The organism is Maridesulfovibrio salinus (genome assembly GCF_055394525.1).
Genome location: NZ_AP042461.1, coordinates 646,565 through 672,036, shown reverse-complemented (window position 1 = coordinate 672,036; position 25,472 = coordinate 646,565). Strand labels below are relative to the sequence as shown.

20 protein-coding genes and 1 tRNA gene are annotated in these 25,472 nt (G+C 48.5%); 12 read left to right on the top strand and 9 right to left on the bottom strand.

All coding sequences use genetic code 11. From position 1 onward, the window contains the following. Window position 1: 1 nt before the first annotated feature. The 5 genes from ACZ5PW_RS03030 to ACZ5PW_RS03010 form a co-directional block, all read right to left on the bottom strand. Window positions 2-1,462 (bottom strand): DUF3426 domain-containing protein, encoded by a 1,461-nt coding sequence (locus ACZ5PW_RS03030; RefSeq protein WP_464557927.1) that lies wholly within the window; start codon window positions 1,460-1,462, stop codon window positions 2-4. A 75-nt stretch (window positions 1,463-1,537) separates the two neighbouring features. Then, on the bottom strand, window positions 1,538-2,062 hold the full coding sequence (hpt, locus tag ACZ5PW_RS03025; protein WP_464557925.1) for a hypoxanthine phosphoribosyltransferase: 525 nt from the start codon (window positions 2,060-2,062) through the stop codon (window positions 1,538-1,540). Window positions 2,063-2,088: 26 nt separating this feature from the next. Then, entirely contained in the window at window positions 2,089-2,547 is a 459-nt protein-coding gene (locus ACZ5PW_RS03020; protein WP_464557923.1) for an N-acetyltransferase, read from the bottom strand. Between the two features lie 6 nt (window positions 2,548-2,553). Next, the gene (locus ACZ5PW_RS03015; protein ID WP_464557921.1) at window positions 2,554-3,039 is read right to left on the bottom strand and encodes a TlpA family protein disulfide reductase; all 486 of its coding nucleotides are present in this window, start codon (window positions 3,037-3,039) and stop codon (window positions 2,554-2,556) included. A gap of 132 nt (window positions 3,040-3,171) precedes the next feature. Then, window positions 3,172-5,592: a homocysteine S-methyltransferase family protein gene (locus tag ACZ5PW_RS03010; RefSeq protein WP_464557919.1), complete on the bottom strand. Its 2,421-nt coding sequence runs from the start codon at window positions 5,590-5,592 to the stop codon at window positions 3,172-3,174. A 421-nt stretch (window positions 5,593-6,013) separates the two neighbouring features. On the opposite strand from ACZ5PW_RS03010, the gene ACZ5PW_RS03005 reads away from it, so the two are divergent. The 8 genes from ACZ5PW_RS03005 to tkt all read left to right on the top strand — a co-directional run bounded on the left by ACZ5PW_RS03005 (window position 6,014) and on the right by tkt (window position 13,473). Beyond that, window positions 6,014-6,994 (top strand): sigma-70 family RNA polymerase sigma factor, encoded by a 981-nt coding sequence (locus ACZ5PW_RS03005; protein ID WP_464557916.1) that lies wholly within the window; start codon window positions 6,014-6,016, stop codon window positions 6,992-6,994. After that, entirely contained in the window at window positions 6,975-7,763 is a 789-nt protein-coding gene (locus ACZ5PW_RS03000) for an HD domain-containing protein (RefSeq protein WP_464557914.1), read from the top strand. Before ACZ5PW_RS03005 ends, ACZ5PW_RS03000 begins: the two co-directional genes overlap by 20 nt. After that, complete coding sequence (locus ACZ5PW_RS02995; RefSeq protein WP_464557912.1) at window positions 7,760-9,514, top strand: tetratricopeptide repeat protein; 1,755 nt, start codon at window positions 7,760-7,762, stop codon at window positions 9,512-9,514. The genes ACZ5PW_RS03000 and ACZ5PW_RS02995 overlap by 4 nt, the downstream gene beginning before the upstream one ends. Then, window positions 9,511-10,320, top strand: coding sequence for a hypothetical protein (locus tag ACZ5PW_RS02990; protein WP_464557910.1), 810 nt, complete (start codon window positions 9,511-9,513; stop codon window positions 10,318-10,320). Before ACZ5PW_RS02995 ends, ACZ5PW_RS02990 begins: the two co-directional genes overlap by 4 nt. A gap of 11 nt (window positions 10,321-10,331) precedes the next feature. Next, window positions 10,332-10,649, top strand: a complete 318-nt coding sequence (locus tag ACZ5PW_RS02985; protein WP_464557908.1) for a hypothetical protein — start codon at window positions 10,332-10,334, stop codon at window positions 10,647-10,649. A 22-nt stretch (window positions 10,650-10,671) separates the two neighbouring features. Continuing rightward, window positions 10,672-10,756 (top strand) — tRNA-Tyr (locus ACZ5PW_RS02980). Window positions 10,757-10,920: 164 nt separating this feature from the next. Beyond that, entirely contained in the window at window positions 10,921-11,355 is a 435-nt protein-coding gene (rpiB, locus tag ACZ5PW_RS02975; RefSeq protein ID WP_464557906.1) for a ribose 5-phosphate isomerase B, read from the top strand. 138 nt (window positions 11,356-11,493) lie between these two features. After that, entirely contained in the window at window positions 11,494-13,473 is a 1,980-nt protein-coding gene (gene tkt, locus ACZ5PW_RS02970) for a transketolase (protein ID WP_464557904.1), read from the top strand. A gap of 439 nt (window positions 13,474-13,912) precedes the next feature. Here tkt and ACZ5PW_RS02965 read toward each other — a convergent pair whose 3' ends face one another. The 3 genes from ACZ5PW_RS02965 to ACZ5PW_RS02955 form a co-directional block, all read right to left on the bottom strand. Beyond that, window positions 13,913-14,194, bottom strand: coding sequence for a hypothetical protein (locus ACZ5PW_RS02965; protein ID WP_464557902.1), 282 nt, complete (start codon window positions 14,192-14,194; stop codon window positions 13,913-13,915). A gap of 284 nt (window positions 14,195-14,478) precedes the next feature. Continuing rightward, complete coding sequence (locus ACZ5PW_RS02960) at window positions 14,479-14,694, bottom strand: YtxH domain-containing protein (protein ID WP_464557900.1); 216 nt, start codon at window positions 14,692-14,694, stop codon at window positions 14,479-14,481. A gap of 146 nt (window positions 14,695-14,840) precedes the next feature. Continuing rightward, on the bottom strand, window positions 14,841-18,554 hold the full coding sequence (locus ACZ5PW_RS02955) for a DUF748 domain-containing protein (RefSeq protein ID WP_464557898.1): 3,714 nt from the start codon (window positions 18,552-18,554) through the stop codon (window positions 14,841-14,843). Window positions 18,555-18,737: 183 nt separating this feature from the next. Here ACZ5PW_RS02955 and ACZ5PW_RS02950 point away from each other — a divergent pair, with 183 nt between their 5' ends. The 4 genes from ACZ5PW_RS02950 (at window position 18,738) to ACZ5PW_RS02935 (ending at window position 24,471) form a co-directional block, all read left to right on the top strand. Further along, window positions 18,738-19,346 carry a DUF4390 domain-containing protein gene (locus tag ACZ5PW_RS02950; protein WP_464557896.1) on the top strand — a complete coding sequence of 203 codons (609 nt, stop codon included), beginning with the start codon at window positions 18,738-18,740 and terminating at the stop codon, window positions 19,344-19,346. A gap of 14 nt (window positions 19,347-19,360) precedes the next feature. Next, window positions 19,361-21,553 (top strand): sensor histidine kinase, encoded by a 2,193-nt coding sequence (locus ACZ5PW_RS02945; RefSeq protein WP_464557894.1) that lies wholly within the window; start codon window positions 19,361-19,363, stop codon window positions 21,551-21,553. 129 nt (window positions 21,554-21,682) lie between these two features. Continuing rightward, complete coding sequence (locus ACZ5PW_RS02940) at window positions 21,683-23,074, top strand: HD domain-containing phosphohydrolase (protein ID WP_464557892.1); 1,392 nt, start codon at window positions 21,683-21,685, stop codon at window positions 23,072-23,074. Between the two features lie 11 nt (window positions 23,075-23,085). Continuing rightward, window positions 23,086-24,471, top strand: coding sequence for a sigma-54-dependent transcriptional regulator (locus ACZ5PW_RS02935; RefSeq protein WP_464557890.1), 1,386 nt, complete (start codon window positions 23,086-23,088; stop codon window positions 24,469-24,471). 85 nt (window positions 24,472-24,556) lie between these two features. On the opposite strand, the gene ACZ5PW_RS02930 is transcribed toward ACZ5PW_RS02935, so the two are convergent. Continuing rightward, window positions 24,557-25,186: a redox-sensing transcriptional repressor Rex gene (locus tag ACZ5PW_RS02930; protein ID WP_464557888.1), complete on the bottom strand. Its 630-nt coding sequence runs from the start codon at window positions 25,184-25,186 to the stop codon at window positions 24,557-24,559. Window positions 25,187-25,472 lie beyond the last annotated feature (286 nt).

Here is a 25,472-nt window from a genome sequence, read left to right as displayed (position 1 = left end):
CTTATTTCTCTGGAGGATTCTTGGCATCCACCACGTTGATCACATACTCTTTAACAGCCGGGGAAGGTTTGAAAAAGACCACCATAAAAGGAGTATCCATGCCCGGCTTCAAGAGGGTGTTATTTGAAAGGATCCCGACCTTAGAGGCCAGTCCGGCTTCAATTTCCTCTTTGGACTGTACTTCAAGCTGAAACAGCGAAAGAGTATTTCCGCACATCAGACGCCTGGAATCAAGCACCTGGCCTTTATCATCAAAAAGCTGTGCCTCAACTTCAATCAACTCCTTGGGAGTATTGAAGTTGTTCACAACCTTGCCCTCAATAATAAATAGCTGTCCGGCCTTATCGTTGTTCACATAAAACTGGCGCAGATCCTTGAATGAGAACTTGCTGAAACGCTTGGACGGAGGTTCTTCCTGATCACTGGTTCCGGCATCATCTGATGAAATGAAGGGAATTGAAAATGGAAGGGACTCCCAGACCTTGAAATACCAGGCCGCTCCTGCTCCGCCCCCGAAAAGGAGAAGCAGCACCAGAGTGAGAATCAACCCTTTGCCTTTTTTCTTCTTTTCAGAAGTGGGCAAAGAATCAAGGTCGTCATCAAGGTCAAAACCTACAACATCATCTTCGTCAAAGCCGTCTATCTCTCCATCATCGAGAGCCAGTCCGTCATCTTCCGAGAAGTCCTCTTCATCGACATCTTCATCATCTTCGAATCCGTCAATGCCGGAGTCATCCTCTACAACCTCTTCATCATCTCCGAAAAGCTCATCCTCCGAAAAGTCCTCGCTTTCTTCTTCATCACCGAAAAGGTCGTCATCATCAAAAGGATCGGCACTCTCCTCAGAAGAAATGCCTTCGTCTGATCCGGCTTCGGGATCATCATCCGCACCGAAGAGTTCGTCATCTATATCGAAACTCTCCTCGCCTGCGGGTTCTTCCACGGAATCATCGTCATCAAAAAGATCCGCACCGATTTCAGCATCGTTAGAATTATCGTCAGAACCGAAAAGGTCATCTTCGAATTCATCGACTTCACTGTCGGCAGTATCAGCGCCTATGTCACCAAAAAGATCATCTTCAAGCTCACCTCCGAGTTCGTCAGCGGCTTCACCGAAAATGTCCTCATCAAGGTCCGAGTCATCAGACGCGCTTTCCGGTTCCGGCTCTGGCTCTGGTTCCGGCTCTGGCTCTGGCTCTGGCTCTGGTTCCGGCTCTGGCTCTGGCTCTGGCTCTGGAACGGGAGCAGGCTTAGGCTTTGGTTTCGGTGCAGGTGGGGCCTGTTCCTCGTGAGTATGCTCATCCTGAAGAATAGACGCTACTTCATCTTCAGGCTCCGGAGCGGGAGGGGTCACCTTAAAAATATTACCGCACTTGGAGCATTTAACTTTTGCTCCGCCGGCGGGAATCTTACTCTCGGGTAAATTGAACTTGGTCTCACAGTTTGAACACGTAATAATCATGGACCGCTCTACCTGCCATTCAATAGGTTTAACTGACTAAAAAATCAGATTATAATTCTAAATCAACAGTTTGAACTAGACATTTTCCAGTTCATACACTGCACTTAAATACCTGTATTTCTCAGCATAGTCCATTCCGTAACCTACCAGAAAGCCACTATCAACCACAAAACCGGGAAATTCTACTTCAAGATCAATCTCACGGCGTTCTCTTTTATCGATAAGGGAACAGGTCTTTACGGAAAGCGGGCGACGCTTTTCAAAAACATGCTTGAGAAACTCCACCGAATGTCCGGTATCGACAATATCTTCTATTATAAGAACATGCTTGTCGGCAATGGAAACTTCCAGATCCTTGGAAAAATTCATATTTCCGGTCCTGCTTGTTCCACTGCCGTAGCTGGAGAGCCTGACAAAATCAATTTCAGGATCAGAGCTAAGAGCACGGGTAATATCCGCGAAAAACAGATAAGCCCCTTTGAGCACACAGACACAGATAAGAGGCTCCTGTTTGTAGGTCTCGGATATTTCCTTACCCAGCTCTTCAATTCTTTCAGCGATTATCTCTTTGGAAAAAACTTCTTTAAGGCTGTGGGCCATGACAGTTTTCCTTCATATTTTAACGGTTAAAGTTTCAAAGTCATCGGGATTTCATCACAATCAGGAAACAGAGGACAATTGATGCAGTCCGCCCATATTTTCTGGGGCAGCACATTCTTATCCGTTTCCACAAAACCGAGTTTTGAGAAGAAATCCTCAATGTTGGTCAGCGCAAAAACCTCTCCGATCCCCAGATCGCGGGCTTCCTGAATACATGATTCCACAAGCCGAACACCTAATTTTTCACCCCGGGCTTCTGGAACCACAACCAGAGAACGGACTTCTGCCAGATTATCCCAGCTGATGGCAAGGGCACAGCAGCCGATAATTTTACCGTCGTCCGACTCGGCAACAAAAAAATCACGTAAATGGCCATAAACTGAATTGAGGGGCCGGGGAAGAACCATGGCATCTTTGGTTCTGTCCTTGATGATGAGGTGAATTTCCTTGGCATCCTTCATCACCGCTTTTCTTATTCTGATCATCTAAATTTACCGGTCCTTCAACAATTTCTTGATATAATTTTCAAACATAGCTCCGGGATAGCTGCCTTCCTTATCGAAAACCCGTTTTCCCTGAGTATCGTACATAAGGGTTCTGGGTATGGACTGAATCCTGAAGTAGCTTCCCACATCCTGGTCGGCAAAATAAATGGGATAGTTGAAATCTGCGCCCTTGAGCACAAATTTATCCACGGCGTCACTATCGGCATCAACAGAAACTCCGATCATCACCAGTTCATCATCACTGAATTTCTTGCGCAATTCGATGAGTTCGGGAATCTCAGCACGGCAGGGAGGACACCATGTGGCCCAGAAATTGATGAGTACAACCTTGCCTTTGTTGCCGCTGACAATATCCTGAACACCCTGAGCATTGATCGTCTCGACACCTTCGGCAGTCTCCGCCTTATTGCATCCTGCAGCCAGCACCAGAAACAACGTCAGAAACACACTGAATTTGAAACTTTTACTCATATTTACCCCAATGTTGAAAAATAGACCCGATGCATAAGCTAATGCATTACCAGATTCCCTTAAATAATTCAAAAACACAAAAAGAACACCGCCGCAGAGAATTACTGCGGCGGCACGTATTCATCTATTAAACTACTGCAGAAGATCTTTAGCTACCTTGACCGCTGCCACCGCATCCGTGGACCAGCCGTCCGCACCGATGGAGTCACAGAATCCTCCGGTGATAACAGCTCCTCCGATCATTACCTTCACATCCAGCCCACGCTCCTTAATGAGCTTGATGGTATCTTCCATCCGCACCATGGTCGTGGTCATCAGGGCTGAAAGGCCTATGATCTTTGCGCCATGCTCCACAGCGGCGTTAACGATATCTTCAGCCGGAACATCCTTGCCAAGATCAACGACATTATACCCGTGGTTCTTGAGCATCAGGCAGACAATATTTTTACCGATATCGTGAATGTCACCTTCTACAGTGGCCATTATGATAGTATCTTTTTCGTCTTCTCCACCAGCAGCCTCAAGGAGAGGTTTGAGTTTTACAAAACCCTTCTGGAGAGTTTCCGCAGACTGTAAAAGCTGGGGCAGGAAGTATTCCTTGCGCTCGTACTTTTCACCGACATCCATAATCGCGGGTATGAGGTCTTCATTGACCAGAGCAAAAGGATCACGTCCACCTTCAAGATCGCGCTCAATAAGACCGACGATACTTCCCCGGTCACCTTTGACGACCGCATCAAAAAGGTTTTCAGCTCCTGACTTTTCCTTCTTACTGCCGCCGCCTGCCCCGGAAGCGCTCCCGCCATCCCCGGAAGGAGTCCAGTCGGCATAATTCTCAATATACTGCTCGGCCTGTGGGTCACGGGCGAGCAGAACTTCGGCGGAATGAAGAGATTCCTGCAGACGCGCAGAGTTCGGGTTTGCGATAAACGCGCAAAGCCCCTGTCCCTGACAGAGAGTCAGGAAAGTGGAGTTGAGAAGCTCACGGGCTGGCAGGCCGAAAGATACATTTGAAAGCCCCAGTACGGTGGGCAGATTCCACTCTTCCCTGCAATGGCGAATAAAATCAAGACAGTGACGGGCCGCAGTCGGTTTGGAAGAAACAGTCAGCGCCAACGCGTCAACCATTATAAGTCTGCGCGGAATTCCAATTTCATCAGCCTGCCTGAGCAGTTCGGAAACAACCTGAACTTTTTCTTCACAGGTGAACGGAAGTTTGCTTCCGACAATGGGAAGCAGGATGAAAGGAGCTCCGAACTTTTTGCAAAGCGGTCCCAGACGCTCCATTCTTCCGGGCTCACCGCTGATGGAGTTGACCAACGGAGAACCGGGATACTCCCAGAGAGCTGCTTCAACAGCGTCAGGGTTGGTGGAGTCTATGCTCAGCGGGGCAGGATGCTGAGCGAAAATTTCTCTGGTCAGAGCCGGAAGAATTTCCACCTCGTCCACCATGGGCGCCCCCACGTTGACATCAAGAATGGGAGCTCCGGCAGAAAGTTGTTCCTCGGCAAATTTCATTGCTTCAGTAAACTGGCCCTTCTGCAACTCTTCAATGAGCACTTTTTTGCCGGTAGGATTGATGCGCTCTCCGATGATTGCACCGCGCTGCTCAAAACCGATAGCTACAGAACGGGAACGGGAAGTCAGAACCATCTGACAGTCATCAGAAGGAACAGGGCGCTGCCATCCCGCATCACCGACAGCATTGCGAAGAGCTCTGATATGATCCGGACCGGTTCCGCAGCAGCCGCCTATGAACTTAGCTCCGACTTCAACAAAGCGGGCTGACTGCTCGGCAAAAGGTTCAGGCTGAAGACGGAAAACAGTATTCCGGTTTTCATCAAGTTCAGGCAGTCCGGCATTAGCCTCCACCAAGAGAGGAGAAGAAAGGCGGGGCTGCATGTTTTTCAGGACTTCATAGATTTGTTCAGGTCCCGCACTGCAGTTGGTCCCCATGAGCTCTACACCCATGTTCTGCATGGTATCAATGAAAGTGAGCGGAGAAGAACCGGTGAGACAGGCATTGGGGGATTCAAAAGTCATGGAGATCGCAACAGGCAGGTCGCACACCTCACGGGCGGCAATAACCACCGCACGGGCTTCGGCAAGGTCAAAATGGGTTTCACCGAGGATCAGATCAACGCCCCCCTCAACAAGCCCCTGAATCTGCTCCTTGTATATTTCCACCATTTCCTTGAGAGTCATTTCACCGAGCGGACGCACAAAATGTCCGGTAGGACCGACACTGCCGCCGACGAAGACACGGTCTCCGGCAACACTGCGGGCTATCATCGCCATTTCACGGTTAAGACCTACCACGTCCACATCAGCACCAAGTTTGGGCCGGCTTCCCCCGAAGGTATTCGTGGTAAGAACATTCGCGCCGGCATCGACATAATCCTGATGGACAGATTTGATTACTTCAGGACTTTCAAGCCCGAAAATTTCCGGCGACATTCCCGCAGGCAGACCTCTGCTCTGTAGAAAAGTACCGTATCCTCCATCAAAAAAATATACTCGTCCGTCACCCAGGGCTTTGCGAAAATCAGGCATGGTCTGCTGCTCCGAAAATTTTATGAATGAAAATACCAGCCAAAAAGCTGATCCGATCCAGTTATTCTCTATGAAATAATGTTCCGCACCAATCCCGGCAAAAGCGAGTTCAAGCAGGCTTGAGCCTGAATTGCCTTACAGCTTGCTGTTGTGATTACGCCTGTGGTGGTCGAAGCGACTAGGTCCTTGAGCCACCTGTAAGGGAAAAGTCTTTCTGAAAAAGGAAAGTCGAGGCTTATCACGAAGCTGCATAAAACTGCAAAGCGGTCGAAAAGGAGGGTCTGGTGCGTTGAAACGCTTCTACTTAAAAACATTGAAAAGGACAAATAAAAACTATACCCTTGGAGTTTACAGATATGATCTCAAGTTTTCCATATAATATTCAATTAATTTCAGCCGAACAGGATAACTACCCCGGCCAATGACATCAAAAGACGACCCCATAGAACTGGAAATCGTTGAAAAAGAGGACAAAGTAGAGGTTCCCAAACCGGACTTTCTGCCCACGCCCAAAGCTCGTGGAGAAGTTGCAACCAGAGATCCGCTGCATCTCTACCTGCAGGAAATCAGCAGATTTCCCCTGCTGGAACCCGACGAAGAATTTCAACTGGCCAAGCGCGTGCAGGAAAACGGCGATCAGGAAGCTGCCTTCCGACTCGTATCCTCACACTTGCGGCTGGTTGTTAAAATCGCCATGGATTTTCAACGACGCTGGATGCAGAATGTGCTGGACCTGATTCAGGAAGGCAACGTTGGCCTGATGAAGGCCGTGAACAAGTTTGACCCTGACAAGGGAATCAAATTTTCCTATTATGCCGCTTTCTGGGTGAAAGCCTATATCCTTAAATACATTATGGACAACTGGCGCATGGTCAAAATCGGCACCACCCAGACCCAGCGCAAGCTTTTTTATAATCTCAACAAGGAAAGGCAAAGGCTGCAGGCACTGGGCTTTGATCCGACCACGCAGAAACTTTCCGAGAACCTTAATGTCAGTGAAGATGAAATTACTGAGATGGACCAGCGGCTGGCCAAGAATGACCTCTCCCTGAACCTGAAGTTCGGGGAAGATTCCGAAGCCACACGCATGGATTTTCTGCCCGACCTTGGACCTGGAGTGGAAGAAACTCTTGCCAACAAAGAGATTTCCACATTACTGCTGGAGCAGCTCAGAACAATTGTTCCCGATCTCAACGAAAAGGAACAGGTGATTTTGAACGACCGTCTCCTTTCCGACTCCCCTAGAACCCTGCGGGACATCGGTGAGGAATTCGGTGTTACCAGAGAAAGGGTGCGCCAGATCGAAGCAAGGCTTCTAGGCAAGCTTAAAGAGCGTCTGGCTGGTAAAATAAAAGATTTTTCTCCTGACTGGATACCTGAAGATGAACAAACTGCTTATTGAACTTAAGAAGGAAGCCAAGGCAATGGCCTCGGCCATGCCGGTCCCGGTATTTTACCGTGACCTGGATACCCAGATCGAATTTGCCCGGGACATGTTTTTCGACCATCCACTGGTCATCAGGCTGCAGGAAGATGTGCTGCCTTTCCTTTATGATGAATACGCCCACGGTGTTTACCATTCCAAAAAGGTGGCAATAGAAGCCGGGGCAATTATTCTCAAAGAAGGCGAGGAGATGGATCCTGACCGGATTCGTGAACTTGTGCTTCTGGCGCAGTTCTGCGGACTACTGCATGACAGTTGCCGCCTTGATACCGAACATGCCCTGCGTGGAGCCGAGACTTCAAGGGTGATTCTCAAAAACTATCCCCTATCTGAACGCAGCAAGGATCTCATTGCCGAAGCTATCGCACGGCATGAAGCTTTCAAACCCGAACAGCCGATAGAGAACGATCCCGAATTGGAACTTTTGAGTGGAGCGCTCTATGACGCTGATAAATTCCGCTGGGGGCCGGACAACTTTTCCACCACCCTCTGGGAAATCTGCGACTATGAAGACTGGACCATAGATGAAATCACTGAAAAATTCCCCAAGGGACTAGAAATCATCAAATCCATCGAATCCACCTTCAGAACAGAGACAGGAAGACAGTACGGTCCGGAAATGATAGCTCAGGGAATAAGCATCGGGTCCGCTATATATGAAAAACTGACCGAACTCGCCAAAGATCCCAAATACCAACCCGACGACAAGCCGGAAAGGACTATATGATCCAAAAACGCGGTACTTCCAGAGCTTCCTTAAAGCTGGGCTGCACTTTTGTCCTGCTGTGTTCACTTATGACCGGAGGATGTGCGGCCAAAAACGCCAGAACACCTGAAGTTCAACTCCCTCTCAGTCAGGAAGCACAGCTAACATACGACTATCTGGTCTACATGGACTACAGATCCCGGCTGGGGCAGCTTCTCAGCCGAGGAGTCCGCAGCCCAATGGAGATCAATGAAGCCGCCAAGCTCCAGAAAAAAGCTCTTGAAGCTCTGGACAAAATCATTACAGCCGAACCTTCCGTCCAGCTCTACATTGATAAATTTGCCATATACTGGACCTCTCAGCGGCTTGATGAAGCGAGGTTCACCCTCAAAGAAGCCTTAAGGAAATATCCCTACAACAGGGACCTTACCATCAGCCTCGCCAACACCTATCTGGTCGACAACCGCAATAAAGACGCAGAAGCGGTCCTCAAGGAATATCTTCTGAAAAAACCGGGCGACCTCATAGTAAACACCCATCTGGCGAGGATTTATCTTGAACAGAGAAAGTTCGCACAGGCTCTGGATATACTGAAAGTTATTCCCAAATCTGAACGCAGCGCTCAGATTCACTATCTGCACGGCAAAGCCAGTGCCGGACTCGGTTTGAGAAAACAGGCCATAAACAGTTTCGGCATGGCAGTTGAATCCAAACCAGACTTTCTTGAAGCCTGGGGAGAACTTGCTTACCTGCATGAACAGGAAAAGGATTACGCGGAAGCGGAACGCATTTATTACAAAATGCTCGATTTTCCCAATACCTCGGACCACATAAGGGTTCGTCTGCTGGAACTTTCCCTGAAGCTGAACAATCCCGAGCAGGCCCTTAAGCTCGTTCTGGAAGGCCCTAGAAACAACAGCTTTCTGCTTGAAGCGGCTCAGGCTTTTCTGAGCGCTAAATTTTTCGGACAGGCTTCAACCATTCTTGACATCTTCGCTCAGCAGAAACCTGTCCCGGATGCTTATTACTTCTTCAAGGCATCTATCGCCTATGAAGGAGAAGACGATCCGGCAAAGGCTCTTGAGTATCTGAACAAGATCAGTCCCGAGAGCGATCACTTTGACCGCAGCCTGCAATTCAAAGCCCATCTGCTTCTCGATCTTGAACGTAAGGTTGAAGCTATTGAAGTTATCCGTGAAGGCCAGAACAAATTTCCCGAAGCTGCAAACTTCTACCTGCTTGAAGCCGCACTGCATTCAGAAGCGGGAGAGTTGCAACAGGCGGACGAAGCCCTGCAGCGCGGAAACAGGAATTCTCCGAATGACCCGCAGATACTCTTTCAACTGGGAGTCAGCGAGGAACGCAAAGGAAATACTGAAAAGACCCTGCAATACATGGAACAGATTATTTCCCGTCACCCGGACCATGCGGATGCCCTGAATTTTATAGGGTACCTCCTGGCCGATAAGGGCGAACAGCTTGACCGCGCTCTGGTGCTTATTTCAAGAGCCAACAAACTTGAGCCGGACAACGGTTATATCATTGATTCCCTTGCCTGGGTCTATTACCGCATGGGCAATTTCCAAGAAGCATGGAAGCATATCCAGCGGGCTGTATCGTTAAAACCCGGCCAGCCCGAACTCTGGACCCACTACGGCGATATTGCCAAAGCTCTCGGCAAGAAAAAAGAAGCAGAAAAAGGATACAGGAAGGCCCTGCAGTTCAAACCTGAAAACAGAGCTGAAATACAGAAGAAACTGGATGAATTATGATTCTGAACGTCCGTTTTTTACTACTGCTCTTCTCAACACTCCTGATCTGCGGCTGTGCTGCAAGGCAGTTGCCTGAAAAAGGTCCGGCCAAACTTTACTCCTCTTTTCACGCCAGATATTCACAATGCAACGAAACTGGCATCAGAGCAAAAGCCAGTCTCTACTATACATCCCAAAACAGAGGGCACAGAACAACCATGACCCTCTGGGGAGACTTAGACACCCCCCTGCGCCTGGACGTGCGTGCAGGAATCGGAGCTTACATTGCCCACATCCGTGAAGATGAGACAGGACTGACGGCATTTTATCCGGACCAGAGAACAGCTTACACGCATTCCTCGGCCACACGCGGTGTACAGCAGCTTGGACTGCCCTTTCCTTTTTGCCTTAAAGACCTTGCCGGACTCATCTCCGGCTGCTATCAATCACTCATTCCGGCGAATTATGATTCCGCTATTTCCGTTAATGAAAACGGAAACATGCAATATATATTTAACAGCGGTCCTGTCAGCTCAGTAACGCTGAACGGACAGGGGATACCCGTCAATATGACCGGACGCGGTGAAATTCCATGGACCATGGAACTAGCCTCATTCGAAAATAACAGTAAGGGAAAACCTCTTCCCGGAAAGATAACCGTGTTCACCGAAAACGGTGACAAAGCCGTCCTCCGAATCAAGTCCCGCGAATACGCCGCTGAAAAGTGGCCTGCCGACTCCCTTACTCTGGAGTTGCCAGAAGGGACTGAGACCATTGCACTGGACCGGGATGGCTACCTGCAGTTAATTGAAAAAGAAGCCTTATAAGGGAGGGTGTTATGAGCGGGCAGGAGATGAGCCAGGAAAAAAAAGGAATTGTCGATATTTTCAAAATAGGTCTTGACGTATGGCTGCAAGAAATGAGAGGAGTCTTCTCCAAGCTTATGGGGAACTTCGAAGTTCGTCAGCTTGAAAAACGTCTTGAAAAGGAATACGCACTTCTCGGAAAGATCACCGGAGGTGATGCAAAAGGAGATGCGGAACTCTGCAGTAAGCAGATAGACTTCTTCAAAGACGAAATCAGCAAGCTCAAAAAGGAGCAGGCTGCTAAGCGGGACGTCAAGTACCGTGACAATGAACGTAAAATGGATATCTGATCAGGATATTGCATAATATAGTGGTGGGGTTCCCGAGTGGCCAAAGGGAACAGACTGTAAATCTGTCGGCAACGCCTTCGGAGGTTCGAATCCTCCCCCCACCACCACTTTAATCCTGAACAGACCATTAACAAAACCTAAAAGTACAGGGTGTTGACCTCAGACACCGGAGCACAGCAGTTGAACCAAGGCTCTGCGGAAAACCTTTCCACAGAGCATGTTTATTGTTGTGCCTGTTGGCGTTTGAGCACCCGGCTAAGGAGAAAACGAGATGGCCGGTAAAGTAGTAATCGGTTCGGACCACGGTGGTTTTACTCTCAAAAAATTCGCGATCAAAGTTCTCACTGATATGGGATATGAGGTCGTGGATGCCGGTCCTGAAGAAGCTGTTAGCTGCGACTATCCCGTATACGCTGAAAAAGTGGCAAAAATGGTTACCGAAGAAAATGTCATCGGTATCCTTGTTTGCGGCACTGGACTCGGAATGTCCATGGCAGCCAACAAACATAAAGGCATCCGCGCTGCCATTTGTACAAACGAGTACATGGCTAAAATGTCCCGCGCCCATAACAATGCCAACATCCTCTGTCTGGGTGAACGCGTGACCGGTCCCGGTTTGGCTGAGGACATTATCCGCACATTCATGACATCCGAATTCGAAGGTGACCGCCACCTCCGCAGAATCAGTCTTTTTGACCCTCAGTAGTTCACATCCCGCCAGCAGCATTGCAGGCGGGATTTTTAATTTATAAACAAAAAAACACAGCATTCCAGGGAAATGCGGATTTAATCCGGCATTGATGCTGTCTAAAAAATATCCACTTTTCAAGGGGAGCTCTACAAAATGAGTAATAACCAGCTGGACCAGAAAGCGGTCAATGTTGTCAAAGGACTTATCATGGATTCCATCCGCAAGGCCAACTCCGGCCATCCCGGTGGCTCCATGTCCTCCGCTGACTTTGCCTATGTCCTTTACAAGGATTTCCTTAAATTTGACCCCAGCAACCCCGAATGGGCAGACCGTGACCGTTTCGTCATGGCCGCAGGGCACGAATCCCCGCTGCTCTACTCCATCCTGCATCTCTGCGGATTCCTGTCTATCGAAGACCTCAAACAGTTCCGTCAGTTGGATTCCATCACACCCGGTCATCCCGAGCACGACATGACCCCTGGCGTTGAAGCCACCTCCGGTCCTCTCGGTCAGGGTTTCTGTGTTGGTGTCGGCATGGCAACCGCCGAGGCTTTCCTCAACGCCAACACCAACGATGACGTAGTTGACCACCACACCTATGTCCTTTCATCCGACGGCGACTTTCAGGAACCTGTAGCTCTTGGCGCTGCAACCCTCGCAGGTCTCTGGGGACTCGGCAAACTCATCGTTTACTATGACTCCAACGACATCCAGCTCGCAGGCCCCACCAGCAAGTGTGACTGCACCGACTTCAAAAAAGTATTTGAAGCCATGTGCTGGCACGTTGTTGAGATAGACGGTCATGACCACACAGCCATCCGTGATGCGATTAAAGCCGGTCAGGCTGAAACCGGTCGTCCGACCATGATCATCGGTAAAACCGTAATGGCTAAAGGCGCTGCAACCTGTGAAGGAAGCCACTCCACACACGGCTCCCCTCTTTCCCATGAAGAAATCGAAGCGACCAAAAAGTGCTTCGGGCTTCCTGAAAAAGAAACTTTCTACGTGCCCGAAGATGTTGTTGAACACTTCCAGACACGTTTCCCCGATCTCAAGGCTCTGGCAGCGCAGTGGAAAGAAAAAAGCGACGCAGCTCTCGCAGCTGATGAAAAAATCGCTGCTTTCTGGGCACAGGCCAACACTCCCCGCAACGAAATCAAACTCGAACTGCCTGAGTTTGAAGCAGGTCAGTCCATCGCTACCCGTAAAGCCTGGGGAGCATGCCTTGATGCTATCACCGACGCTCTGCCCACCCTCGTGGGCGGTTCCGCCGACCTCGATCCTTCCAACCAGACTGCGAACTTCCGCAAAAAGGTTGGCGACTTCGCCATTGATGGTAAAACCGCACGCAACCTTGCTTTCGGTGTGCGTGAGTTCCCCATGTCCGTCATTCTTAACGGCATGGCCCTGCACGGCGGCGTGATCCCCTTCGGTGCGACCTTCCTGACCTTCTCCGACTATTGCAGAAACGGCATGCGCATGTCCGCCCTGCAGCATCTGCCTGTCATCTACATCTACACCCACGATTCTTTCTACGTAGGTGAAGACGGTCCTACCCACCAGCCTATCGAGCACGTGGCATCGCTTCGTCTCATCCCCAACATGCTGGTGCTGCGTCCCGCAGATGCACGCGAAACCGCAGTCTGCCTCGAAATCGCCATGGCTCAGACCAAGCGTCCTTCCTCCCTCATGCTCACCCGTCAGGGACTGCCTGTCCTCGGCAAGGATGAGTTCCCGCAGGTTGAAGAAGGCGTTAAGCGCGGCGGTTACATTGTGAAGGACTGCGAAGGCACTCCCGACATGATCGCTATCGCAGCAGGTTCCGAAGTATCAATAGCAATCGAAGCCGCTTCAATGATCGAAGGCAAAAAGATCCGCGTGGTCTCCATGCCTTCCGTTGAACTCTTCGAAGAGCAGGATCAGGAATACAAGGATTCCGTACTTGATCCTAACGTACGTACCCGCGTGGCTGCCGAAGCTGGCCGCCCCGAAGGCTGGTACAAGTACGTGGGAATGGACGGCGCAGTGCTCGGTATCGACCACTTCGGCGCTTCCGCTCCCGCAGCACAGCTTGCTGAAAAGTACGGCTTCACCGCTGCCAATCTCGCTGAGCTGATGAAGAAGCAGTTCTAGTCGCTGGTTAGATATAGAAATTGTAAAGCCCGCCGGACTTGTTCTGGCGGGCTTTTTATTTGATGATTTGTATGTCTCCGACGGCCTCGCGGGGCGTTTGGCCTCCGGCGGCTCTCCGAGGGCGCTTTCAGCAGGACCAGAAGGGCTAAGCCCCTCTGGACTCCCTACCAAGCTATCGCAATCTTAAACGTTGCATTCAAAGACTCGAACTTTCGCTTGAAAAAAATTAATGAATGTGAAGTTGATCGTCTTACTTTCAAAGATATCTTTAGGCATGGTTTCAAACACAGCTTTATTGGAGAAGCTGAAGACAGAGTTTAAAGAAAGCAGAATTCCTTTTCTTATTGATGTACTACGCTGGAAAGTATTCCTGATTACTTTCAAAAGGAAAGCCAACAAGAATATATCATCGTTAAAATTGAATCATCAGCTTCTGTGGCTACCCCGCCAACGCATCCGCCACAGCCACACAAACAGCCAAAGCCGCATTATCACTGCGCCCGGCATACTCCTTGCCGTCTTTGATAAGAACAGCCTTCCAATCTGTCTCTGTAAGACTTCCACGACTCAGGTCCTCAAGTTTGAAGGCCCATCCATCGGTTTCCATCTTTTCTGTTATTTTCAATGCTTCGTGGATGTCATCCATTGCGTATTCAGGCAAATCCTCACCAAGCTTTTCTTTTAACAGCAGGTAGAGGGTTTCGTAGGTATATTCAGCCATGGCATTTCCTCCATATCGTACGGTTATTCAGATGAGCCAATGAAGCACTGAACCGCAAGCAAGTCAACTTCCCTAATCGTCCTCCCTGACCTCAAGGCAAGTCACCAGAGTGACCAGAATATTGATAAATGCTGAAAACAAAAAACACCGGGACAATGAGTGCAGCTACACTACATTGTCCCGGTGTTTATAAATCAATAACAGGTGTCAGCTTTTGAGGACTAGAAATATTACCCACAACCTATACAACAGATTATGGTTGAAAGCAGAAGATTAATACTACCTTAATTTTCCATGGCCTCATTTGCCTTATCTTTCATATCCTCATAGGCATCTTTGGCCTGATCACTCATCTCATCCATTTTATCCTTTGCAGAATCCATGGCCTCATCTATTTTTTTACCAGCCTTTTCCGCAGGTCCTTCTTCACCACAACCGGTCATTGCTCCGAGAAATGCCACCAGACACAGAACAAAAACCAATCTTTTCAACCAATTCATATTGACCTCACAGGTTTAAATCATTCTCTCTTGAGTAGTTCTTACTATGCACACAATATTTTATCATAACTTGTAGCGAAGCATATCAAAAAGTTTTAGGATTCTTAAACCCTTTTTCAAAAGGGTTTAAGCCGCCGGAGGCAAAACTACTTCAAGCCAAGCTCAACACGGGGCCCTGTGGACTTGCCTGTTGCGGACATTCCTTTCAAAAAGACCCGTTCCGCTGCAATGCCTGACTTTTCAGTTAACATCTTTCGGATAGCCTCAGCCCGTTTCCTTGCGAGTTCTGCAAGATCGGTATCGGTAACTTTAATATTGTCACGCAAAGCCTTTTCCATGTCAGGCACAGGCAGGGTTTCAACAAAACCGAGAAAATTCTTCGGTTTCTCAAAAGGAGCATCCTTATAGGCTATTTCCAGATACTCGGGATACTCTTCCTGCGAAATCTCAACTTCCTGAACAGTTTCCGGAGCTCCGCCTTTCTCCTCAAGTTCGAGAAATTTGGGCATTGCAATCTGTCTCTTGAACTCCGCCTGTTCCATGGCGGGAATATCCTCAGGTGAGCTGAACCCGCTTATTTCAAGATTCAATCCCGGGCGCTCGGTCATTGCCTTTGCAACAGATTTGACCTTGGAAAGCTCGTCCTCTTTAAGAACAACCTTACCGGGCTCAAAGGCGATTACATCCATGTTTTCGCTACCGCCCACCAGAGCACCGATCAGTGCGAAGGGTGAAGTGACGGCCTTGACAAGAAGATTGACAATGGCACGCCCGATAACACGCCCCAGACGAAATTGAGGATCAGACAGGTCGCCCTCTACCGGAATATCAAGCCGGATGTTGCCGCTGCTGTCCCTGAGCAGTGCCAGCCCCAGCCCTATGGGAATATTGGGGGCATCGGGATTGTCAACCTTCTGACCTACATCAAACTGGTAGATATCGAACACATTGTTAAGCGCGATATACTCGCCGCGGAGGTTTACCGATACATCCGAACTCAACATCCCGGTACTCACGGGGTAGGCGATAAACTTGGTTGTATAGGGAGAAAGCTGAGTCATATCCAAATTAGAGAGGGCAACCCTTATATCAGTATCCGCTCCCTTATCTGTAGGCAGAATAAAGCCCTCAGCAACAAGAGGGGCCTGCTGGTCAATGGTGGCATTGAAAGACAGGTCCATCCGCTCACCACTGGGCAGTTCAAGATTGCGGACCGCCGAAACCATTTTGGTAATATCCAGATTAAAGGCCGGGGAGACTGACTGATCGGTAAAAAGCACAGTACCGTTAGTCATGAACATCCTGTCCACAAAAATAAAATTCTTCTGTTTCTCTTCATCGCTCGGAGCCTTAACCTCTTCAACCTGAGGGGTTACTGCTGCCGTCTGATCTATGACAGCTTTTTCCGCCACCTTTTCGGCCTGTTCCTCCACAAGGGTCGCGTTGACAGGATCAGCGCGCTTTCCGGTCACCATGCGCGCTATATTAAAAGTCAGATCCGGCTCACGAACCAGCTGTACCTTTGGTTCCACAACACCAATGTTTTTCACTTTCACAGATAATGGCTCGGAAACAAAGTCTATTCCCCTGACTCCAAGTTCATTCAGATGAAAAAATTCCTTATCTCCCTGTGCATCTCGCAGCAGTAGATCCTTCAACTGGACTTTACCCCGATAGGATGCAACAGGCTTATCCGCTGCTGAAAAACTCCAGTTTCCGTTAACGTCGATATGGCCGCGGGCAATATTCATCTGCATCTGTGGTGGGAAGTATCCGTTAAAATCGCGCAACCTGAACTTACGTAGCCTCACACTGCCTTCAGCTTTCAGAGACTGAGGTCCTGCCTTGCCTGCAATATCCAGATAACCACGTTCATTGATCACTGCGGATAAGAACAACTGCATGGGATTTTTTTCCGGGTAGGTAAGATCGTTAACACCGACTTTGATTTCGCCGACTCTGGTTACTGTTTTGCCGGTTGCCGCAAGATCAGTAAATTCTACAACGGAATTATCCAGTAAAAACCTGTTCAGCTCGATCTGCCACTCTTCCTGTTCTGCTTCAGTAACAATTGCCCCGGCTTCTTCAACAACCTTTTCTTCATCAACAGCAGTTTGCCCTGCTTGTGAGTCTCCTTCCGGTGTATCCTTACCCTCAACTGAATTCCTGCGATGCTTCTCAATATAGCTGAGAATATCTATGTTCCCTTCGCTATCCCTCAGCAGCCGCAGGATTGCCTTATTCAGATTGATGGAATCAATGTAAACGGATTTCTCTTTTACATCGACAGTACCGTTGGTCACGGCAAAGCCGTTAAGGCCGATAAGTGTTCTGCCACCCCCTTTCGGAGTAAGTGCCAGATTGCCAACCTCTGCACGAATATTTTTCAACCGGATAGTATCACTCTCCGGAGCAAATATAAAATCACTGCCAAACCCGACTTTACCGGAATCGACATCAAGAGGGAACGGCCCGTCCAGGTAAATATGATAATCCGGTATATCAAGGTCTGACAGAGCTACCGAACCATTAACGGCAAAAGGCTTCAGAAGAAGTTTCCCCTGACCGCTCACAATCTCCGTGGAATTGGAACCTATCTGGAAACCATAACTGGCAGTTGCGTTTTCAGTAGTGCTGACCTCGTCCGCGCGGACATGAATCGGCCCAATTCTCTTCTTGAATCCCTTGCTGAAAGCATTATCAGTAAAATCCACATGTCCGTTTTCCAGTTCAAAACTGCTTACCAGCAGAGCAAGGGCCGGCCCGGTATCCTGCTGATCCTCTTTTGATTTCTCCCCGGCCTCGGCCGAAGGGGCCAGATAATCAAGAATATCCGGTGAGCCATCTTCTTTGAGGCCGATCTTCAGGTAAGGATCACTTAGTTTCACAGAACCGATATGAAGTACCCTGCGCAATATACTGAGCTGGTCAAACCTCACTGAAAGGTCCCTGAATGCGAGCAGAGAAGGACCGCCTTTAGCGGCAAGATCGAAGTTGCTAACCCTGGCGTCACCCTTGATCAGTACACGGGGCATCATACTTTCGCTACGATCAAAAGACAGGGAAAGATTTGCGTTGAGTGTGCCACTATTGAGTGATGTCGTTTCGTATATAGGCAGATAGGCCCAGTAATCTGAAAGGACAGCGTCCTTGAGTGAAAAATCAAACTCAGTCTTGAGGGTGCTGTTAAAAGGCAGGGAATGTCCATCAAGAGTAAACGGGGTACCGTTAATCACCATTTCAAGGGAAGGCTGAACCTGTTTTTCATTATCCCTGCTAAGCGAGGAAGTAAAAGGTACGTATAGATTAATATCCGAAACGACATGACGCATGTCACGAACTTTGTCGTATAGTACAAATGTACCATTGCTTACATTCAGATCTCTCAAGATAAATGGAAATATTTCCTGTTCTTTTTCAGATTCCTCCTCAGGCGTATCTGCTGGCGGAGTCTCGGGAATCAAATCGGATATGCTGCTCCCCCCACGAAAGATAGACAAATCCACCTGTGGATCCACAACCGCGATACTGTCAAATACCGCTGACAGCCTGAAGATGGATAATCCGTCCAAATTTATATCAAACCTGCTGAAGGAAAAGAGATTTCCCTCCCCTTCTTTTTTTCCTATTGCAAAGTCATCAATTTCCAGATGCAGTGTATAAGGATTGAAAGCAACACGGGCTATTTCAACAGGTCTGTTCAGAAACTCCGGAAGTTTGGAAAGAGCCACTTTATGGGCGGCAAAGGGAATGAGCAGAAAACCGACAAGGGTATAGAAAATCAGAACCAGAACGGTAATTACTCCTGTTTTACCCCACCTGTTCAACTTGCTCCATTCGTTGCGCACTTTACTTAGCATACTGTGAATCTCCGTTCCGAACTGAAAGTAACTTTTTCCATTATAAACGATACCAACTTAATACATTATTATCGGCTGAAAAGACAGGGTCATCTCAATTTGTCAACAATACCGATATTGAATAAATATGATGCGGCTGATAGGCTGACAGCGAAAACCACCTTTCGCAAGGAATTAAAAACAATGGCAGAATCAACAGACACAAACACATTCCCCGAAAAAATTAATCCCGGCAGTATCAGCCGGGCTGTTTTATTCTGTTTGCTGTGCCTGCTGCTGTTTTTCTCCTCTTCTGCATCAGCTTCCACGTTGCAGCTGAAAAATCTTGTTCTGGACAATCAGGCCGGAGCCATCATGGCCCGCTTCGGTATCGAGCTACAGACCGATACACAGGTTGAAGAAGCTTTGCTGAACGGTATCCGGCTTAAGCTTGAATGTGAAGCCCGCCTTTTTGAACACAGGAGTATGTGGCCTGATTCAGAAGTTGCGGGGAAGGAATACTTCAACAAACTATACTATGACTCCCTGTCCAAACAATTCGTACTTGAAAAGCCGGGAGCGGATAAAGTTTACAAAAACAAAAGTCTTACAATACTCCTCAGAGAGGAATGGAAAACCATAATTCTCGACCTTGGCCCCTGGTCCACCCTTCAGCGGGAAGAACGCTACAAACTGAGACTCAAAGTGCGCCTTGACCAGACTGATGTTCCCGACTGGCTTAAGAACACATTGTTTTTCTGGTCCTGGGACATTATCCCTTCCGCAACGTATCAACTTGATTTCACCTACTGATCCCGTGTGGTGCCATGACTGAAAAACCCATCAAAATCAGTGTCCCGGACACTAAAGAGCGCAAACGCAGACAACGTGAATATATCATAGCTTTTTTATGTCTGGTGATTTTTGTCGCGCTGGGATTTGTTCAGCTCAAATACATAGGGGTAAACTCCTATCTTTTCGTTGGACTTTTCAACCTCAACTTCATCCTGCTGCTGATAGTTCTTTTCATTGTTGTGCGAAACGGCGTGAAGCTGCTCCTTGAAAGACGCAGAAAAGTCCTTGGCTCAAAGCTGCGCACCAGAATGGTTCTGTCGTTTATGTCTTTGTCGCTTGTCCCCACACTGCTGATGTTTTTCATGGCCATGCAGTTCGTGCAGATCTCAGTGGACTACTGGTTCAAAAATCAGGTTGAAGAATCCATGGTCCAGTCACTTGAGCTCGGCAGGGCATTCTACGCATCCGCCCAGGAAGGACTTGAACGGCGCGGTGTTAACATTATCGAGACCATCAAAGAAAGCCGCTACGCGTGGGGCGGAAAATCCATGCGCAAATTTCTGGGCAACAAACTCGGCGAATACGACCTCGGACTTTTAGGTGTTATAAGGCCTGACGGAAGCAAGCTGAACTGGTATTCTCAAGGCTCGTGGGATAAGGCCTGGAGTGAAATAAACGCCAAAGTTGACTGGGGAGACATGAAGAAGAATCCCCGGTTCTGGTCCACCATTCATCCGATGCCGGGCAACGACATGGTAATAGGCATACTCCCTGTTGATGAAGGCAAAACCGGATTCATGATCCTTGGCGAAAATATAGGACAGGGACTTCTTTACAAGCTGGACAGGGTTGTACAGGGCCTTGATGAATACAAACAGCTCAAGACACTGAAATATCCGCTTAAAATGAGTCTCTACCTGACTCTTGGTGTCACCACGCTGCTGATCATTCTGGGCTCCATCTGGTTCGGCTTCCGGCTGTCCAAGGAACTCTCCGCACCTATTCAGGCCCTTGCCTCCGGTTCCCAGAGGATTGCCAGGGGAGACCTTTCCGTCCGCCTCGAAGACCGGTCCGATGATGAACTGGGATTCATGGTCCAGTCGTTCAACCGCATGGCTGAAGATCTGGAAGAAAGCCAGAAAAGCCTGCAGACAGCCAATGAAAGACTTGCCCAGCAGAATCAAGAACTTGAACGGCGTGGTCGCTATATGGAAGCGGTGCTCAATAACATCACCGCCGGAGTTATCTCCCTTGACGAGGATGGCAAAATCAGCACAGTCAACTCCGCCATTGAAGAAATGCTGGGGATTGATGCCCGCTTTGTTCACGGCAAGGACCCTTTGACCTTGATTCCCGAAGGGGAGCTTTCATCGCTTATTTCCGATGCCCGTTCACACATGGCCAGCAGCCCATACTCCCAGTGGCAGCGGCAGTTGTCCCTCACCCTCGGAGGCAGACACCGTAAATTTCTGGTTAACGTTGTAGCGCTGAAATCAGGCGATTCCAGTGCAGGGATAGTCGCGGTGTTCGAGGATATTACCGAGCTTGAAAAAATGCAGCGAATCGCAGCCTGGCGTGAAGTGGCCAGACGAATCGCCCATGAAATAAAAAACCCGCTGACCCCCATCAAGCTTTCCGCCCAGCGTATGCAGCGCAAATTCGGCAGCCAGATCGAAGATAATGTATTCAGGGAATCCACTGATCTGATTATCTCGCAGGTTGAGCAGATGCAGCAGATGGTTCAGGAATTTTCAGCATACGCCAAACTACCGGAAGTCAGACTCAAGCCGGACAATATTGCTCTTCTACTTGAAGAAATAGTCAGTATGTACCGCAACAGCCATAGCAACATAAACTGGAGCCTTGAGCTCCTCTCCGACCTGCCTCAGCTTGAACTGGACCGTGAAGCAATGCGCAGGGCATTGATCAATCTGCTGACAAACGCAGCTGAAGCTCTGGACGGATGCGAATCTCCATCAGTATCCATAACTGCCATGCACGATCCGACACTTGGGTGGGTAAGAATTGAACTTGAGGATAACGGCCCCGGTCTTTCAGCGGATGAACGGTCCAGAATGTTCGAGCCTTACTTTTCCAGCAAAAAAAGCGGTACAGGACTTGGACTCACCATTGTCAAATCCATTGTTACAGACCATCGCGGGTTCATAAGGGTTAAACCTGCCGAGCCCCACGGAACGATTTTCGTTCTTGAACTGCCCGGCTGATAATTTAACCCTGTCCTTGCCTGCAAACCCACAATCGTGTTTTAATCACAATATAACAGTTGGCACGTACAGATTAAAACCTTACGTTCAGCGCTTCAAAACAGTAAATACGAATATACAGGTATTGAAATGACTACCGATCTTTCATCCTCCAATCCCCTGAACAGTTCATCACGCATCCTGATTGTTGAAGATGAGGCAATTGTTGCCCTTGATATCAAAGGCCGCCTTACGGCTTTAGGGTATGTGGTGACTGGAGTGGTTCCTTCCGGTGAAAAAGCCCTTGAACAGGTCTCGGAACATAGTCCGGACCTGATACTCATGGATATCATGCTTGAAGGGGATATGGACGGTATTGATACAGCTGCCGTAATAAAGGAAGAACACAATATCCCGGTGATCTACCTGACAGCATACGCCGATAACGAGACTCTTAAACGAGCCAAGATAACCGAGCCCTTCGGATATATAATCAAACCCTTTGAAGACAGGGAACTGAACCTGACAATTGAAATGGCCCTGTACAAGCACAAGGCCGAATCAACACTAAATGAAAACCGCCGCTGGCTGACCACTACTTTCAACAGTATCGGTGACGCAGTTATCACCACCGACCGCCACGGACTTATCAAGTCAGTAAACAAAGCGGCCAGTTTCATGCTCGGCAGCACCATCGAATCCCTTTACAACAAGAATTTTCAGGATAAAATCGACATTACTGAATCGGGCTCCATGAAGCAGATCAACCTTTTTGAAAACTTCAAATCCGGGACCATTATTGATGACGGCGTACTTAAGACATCCTCCAAGATAATTCCGGTTTCAATGAATGCTTCAAGCATTGAAGATAAAAATACCGTCATCGGCACTGTGATCGTTTTAAGAGACATTTCGCAACTGAAAAACAGTGAAGCGGCCCTGAAAAACAGCCTTAAGCAGTTGCGCCGTACTTTTGAAGAAACGGTAGTATCCCTGACGGCCATGTCAGAAAAACGCGACCCCTATACTTCCGGTCACCAGCAGCGGGTGGCGGAACTGGCCTGCCGCATAGCAGTGAAAATGAACATGTCCTCCGAAGAGATCAACTGCATCAGGATTGCCGGAATTCTGCATGATATCGGTAAAATATCCATACCGGCTGAAATCCTTTCCAAACCGACAAGACTGACCGATCTGGAAATGGATATGATGAAAACCCATTCTGAAGCCGGGTATGAAATCCTGAAGAATATCTCCTTTCCATGGCCGGTCGCCCAGATAGTGCTGCAGCACCATGAACGTATGGACGGCACAGGTTATCCGAACGGACTCGGCGCAGACAGGATTCTTATGCCGGCAAGAGTCATAGCCGTATCAGATGTTGTGGAAGCTATGAGTTCTCACAGGCCTTATCGGGCGGCCCTTGGTCTGCCCAGAGCAATGGATGAAATAATCCGCGGTCGAGGGACTTCCTATGACCCTGAAGTAGTCGATGCCTGCACTCAGGTAATCGAAAACGATAAATTTACATTTGATTTCTAACGGACCACCAAATGAGCAAAACCATACTGATTGTTGATGACGAAGACGGGATCAGGTACTCGCTGCGGGGAATTCTGGAAGATGAAGGATTTCGCATCACCGAGGCAGACACCGGAGAAAAGGCACTTGAGGCACTCACTGATGACCAGCCGGATCTTGTTTTCCTCGATATCTGGCTACCGGGAATGGACGGTCTCGAGGTGCTGGACAGAATAAAGAAAGAATGGGACTGGATGCCCGTTGTTATGATTTCAGGGCATGGAAATATCGAAACAGCTGTGTCCGCTATTAAAAAAGGCGCCTTCGACTTCATTGAAAAGCCCCTATCTTTAGAGAAAGTGGTCATTACTGCTGAAAAAGCAGTTGAATTTTCCCGGCTCCAGTCTGAAAACAAAGCCCTGAAGACACGTATAGAAGCAGAACAGCCGGCCAGACTCACAGGCCAGTCAGTTACCATTGAATCCATGCGCGAAGTTATCGGTCAGGTAGCGCCAACTGATGCCTGGGTGCTGATTACAGGGGAAAATGGTACAGGCAAGGAGATAGTAGCCCGCTCCATTCATTCACAGAGCCTCAGAGCTGATAAACCATTGGTAGCTGTGAACTGTGCAGCAATTCCGGAAGAACTCATCGAGTCAGAGCTGTTCGGACATGAGAAAGGAGCTTTCACCGGAGCTGAAAGAGCGCAGGAAGGCAAATTCGAACTCGCTGACAACGGAACCCTTTTTCTCGATGAAATTGGCGACATGAGTCTGAAAACACAGGCTAAAATACTGCGCATTCTGCAGGAGCAGAAATTCGAGCGAGTCGGTGGAAGAAAAACCATCCATGTCGATGTGAGGGTAATTGCAGCAACGAATAAAGATCTTTTTCAGGAAATCAAGGAAGGTAATTTCCGCGAAGACCTATATTACAGACTCAAGGTTTTCCCCCTTGAAGTTCCACCACTTCGCGAACGGTCTGAAGATATTCCTTTGCTGATTGATGAGTTCCTAGCCCGCCTTAACCGCAAGCACGGCTTCAAACCCCTTACTTTTACGAACTCCGCACTTAAGGTACTCACCAGTTATTCATGGCCGGGTAATGTCCGCGAACTTAAAAACTTTGTGGAAAGGATGCTTATCATGTTTGGTGGAAAAGAAGTCGGACCGGATAAGATTCCACCTGAAATCGTAGACGGCCCAAAAGCCGACAACAAAAATCAGGAACAGCCTTCCATGCCGCTTCCGGAAGGTGAAGTAGACTTCAAAAAAGCACGCGCCGCTTTTGAGGCACAATTTCTGGAAACCAAGCTTCGTGAGTACAATGGCAACGTTTCAAAACTTGCTGAAGCGGTCGGGCTGGAAAGAAGCTCACTTTATAGAAAGCTAAAAGCCTATGAAATTCAGGTCGACTAATCTCAGACTTACCCTTACCCAAATAAAAAACAGCCGCAATCCTTTGGAATGCGGCTGTTATTGCTTGCAGAGTAAATATCTCTTTTTATTCCATTGAGCTGATATTAAAAGCCACGGAATAAAAGTGATGTGTGAAGTCCACATATTCAACGGGAACTTCCTTAGGCACATCAATTCGTGCCTGAGCAAAATTGACAATGCCCTTGATCCCGCCATCCACCAGATAATTGGCTGCTCGTTGAGCACGTTCAGGCGGGGTGGTTATAATTCCTATTTCGAGTCCGAGCTCATCCACCCTGCCTTTAAGCTGGCGGGTGCAGACAACTTCAAGCCCGGAAACAATCTCACCAATCTTATAGGGATCACAGTCGAATGCCGCACGAATGGAGAAGCCGCGAAGGGCAAACTCTTTATGGCGCAACAAAGCACGTCCGAGGTTACCGACACCGACAAGCGCGCAACCCCAGACCCGGTCCACACCGAGTGACTGCTTGATGGATGAAATCAACTCGTGCACGTAGTAACCGACTCCGCGCACTCCAAACTCACCGAAATAAGCAAGGTCCTTACGGATCTGAGAAGGGTTGACCGAACAGGCCTTGGCAAGTTTTTCCGAAGAAATAACTTCTACACCATCCCTTTTGAGACCGGTAAGAACTTGTATATAAACAGCGAGCCTTTTAATGGTCGCTTTGGGGATATTCTGGGTTTTCACTTTAGTTTCCTTTTTCAATGCCTACAGGCATGAAAAGTATGGGTTGGTCGATTCGGGCTGCAGGTATAAGGAGCCCATACCCTTCCTACCGTTCCGGTATCAAGTCTGATTTGAGCTATCACCGGAAACCCTCTTCTCCGCCACCTTCCATTTGAATACTTTATACACTAAAACCCTTACTTTCGGCTACCCCGTCAGCACGAAATAATTAATTTATGCAGGGTATTATAATGACATCTGTAAACCCCGGACAGATGTCGAAAGTATGTGAAAAAATTAACAATAA

What these genes read in the sequence shown, in the direction of transcription:
- ACZ5PW_RS02935 (WP_464557890.1), top strand. Translation starts at nt 23,086, where the DNA reads ATGAGCAAAACCATACTGATTGTTGATGACGAAGACGGGATCAGGTAC.
- ACZ5PW_RS02985 (WP_464557908.1), top strand. Translation starts at nt 10,332, where the DNA reads ATGAGCGGGCAGGAGATGAGCCAGGAAAAAAAAGGAATTGTCGATATT.
- ACZ5PW_RS02945 (WP_464557894.1), top strand. Translation starts at nt 19,361, where the DNA reads ATGACTGAAAAACCCATCAAAATCAGTGTCCCGGACACTAAAGAGCGC.
- ACZ5PW_RS02990 (WP_464557910.1), top strand. Translation starts at nt 9,511, where the DNA reads ATGATTCTGAACGTCCGTTTTTTACTACTGCTCTTCTCAACACTCCTG.
- rpiB (WP_464557906.1), top strand. Translation starts at nt 10,921, where the DNA reads ATGGCCGGTAAAGTAGTAATCGGTTCGGACCACGGTGGTTTTACTCTC.
- ACZ5PW_RS03010 (WP_464557919.1), bottom strand. Translation starts at nt 5,592, where the DNA reads ATGCCTGATTTTCGCAAAGCCCTGGGTGACGGACGAGTATATTTTTTT.
- ACZ5PW_RS02960 (WP_464557900.1), bottom strand. Translation starts at nt 14,694, where the DNA reads ATGAATTGGTTGAAAAGATTGGTTTTTGTTCTGTGTCTGGTGGCATTT.
- ACZ5PW_RS02965 (WP_464557902.1), bottom strand. Translation starts at nt 14,194, where the DNA reads ATGGCTGAATATACCTACGAAACCCTCTACCTGCTGTTAAAAGAAAAG.
- ACZ5PW_RS03000 (WP_464557914.1), top strand. Translation starts at nt 6,975, where the DNA reads ATGAACAAACTGCTTATTGAACTTAAGAAGGAAGCCAAGGCAATGGCC.
- hpt (WP_464557925.1), bottom strand. Translation starts at nt 2,062, where the DNA reads ATGGCCCACAGCCTTAAAGAAGTTTTTTCCAAAGAGATAATCGCTGAA.
- ACZ5PW_RS03005 (WP_464557916.1), top strand. Translation starts at nt 6,014, where the DNA reads ATGACATCAAAAGACGACCCCATAGAACTGGAAATCGTTGAAAAAGAG.
- ACZ5PW_RS03030 (WP_464557927.1), bottom strand. Translation starts at nt 1,462, where the DNA reads ATGATTATTACGTGTTCAAACTGTGAGACCAAGTTCAATTTACCCGAG.
- ACZ5PW_RS03015 (WP_464557921.1), bottom strand. Translation starts at nt 3,039, where the DNA reads ATGAGTAAAAGTTTCAAATTCAGTGTGTTTCTGACGTTGTTTCTGGTG.
- ACZ5PW_RS02955 (WP_464557898.1), bottom strand. Translation starts at nt 18,554, where the DNA reads ATGCTAAGTAAAGTGCGCAACGAATGGAGCAAGTTGAACAGGTGGGGT.
- tkt (WP_464557904.1), top strand. Translation starts at nt 11,494, where the DNA reads ATGAGTAATAACCAGCTGGACCAGAAAGCGGTCAATGTTGTCAAAGGA.
- ACZ5PW_RS02995 (WP_464557912.1), top strand. Translation starts at nt 7,760, where the DNA reads ATGATCCAAAAACGCGGTACTTCCAGAGCTTCCTTAAAGCTGGGCTGC.
- ACZ5PW_RS02940 (WP_464557892.1), top strand. Translation starts at nt 21,683, where the DNA reads ATGACTACCGATCTTTCATCCTCCAATCCCCTGAACAGTTCATCACGC.
- ACZ5PW_RS03020 (WP_464557923.1), bottom strand. Translation starts at nt 2,547, where the DNA reads ATGATCAGAATAAGAAAAGCGGTGATGAAGGATGCCAAGGAAATTCAC.
- ACZ5PW_RS02950 (WP_464557896.1), top strand. Translation starts at nt 18,738, where the DNA reads ATGGCAGAATCAACAGACACAAACACATTCCCCGAAAAAATTAATCCC.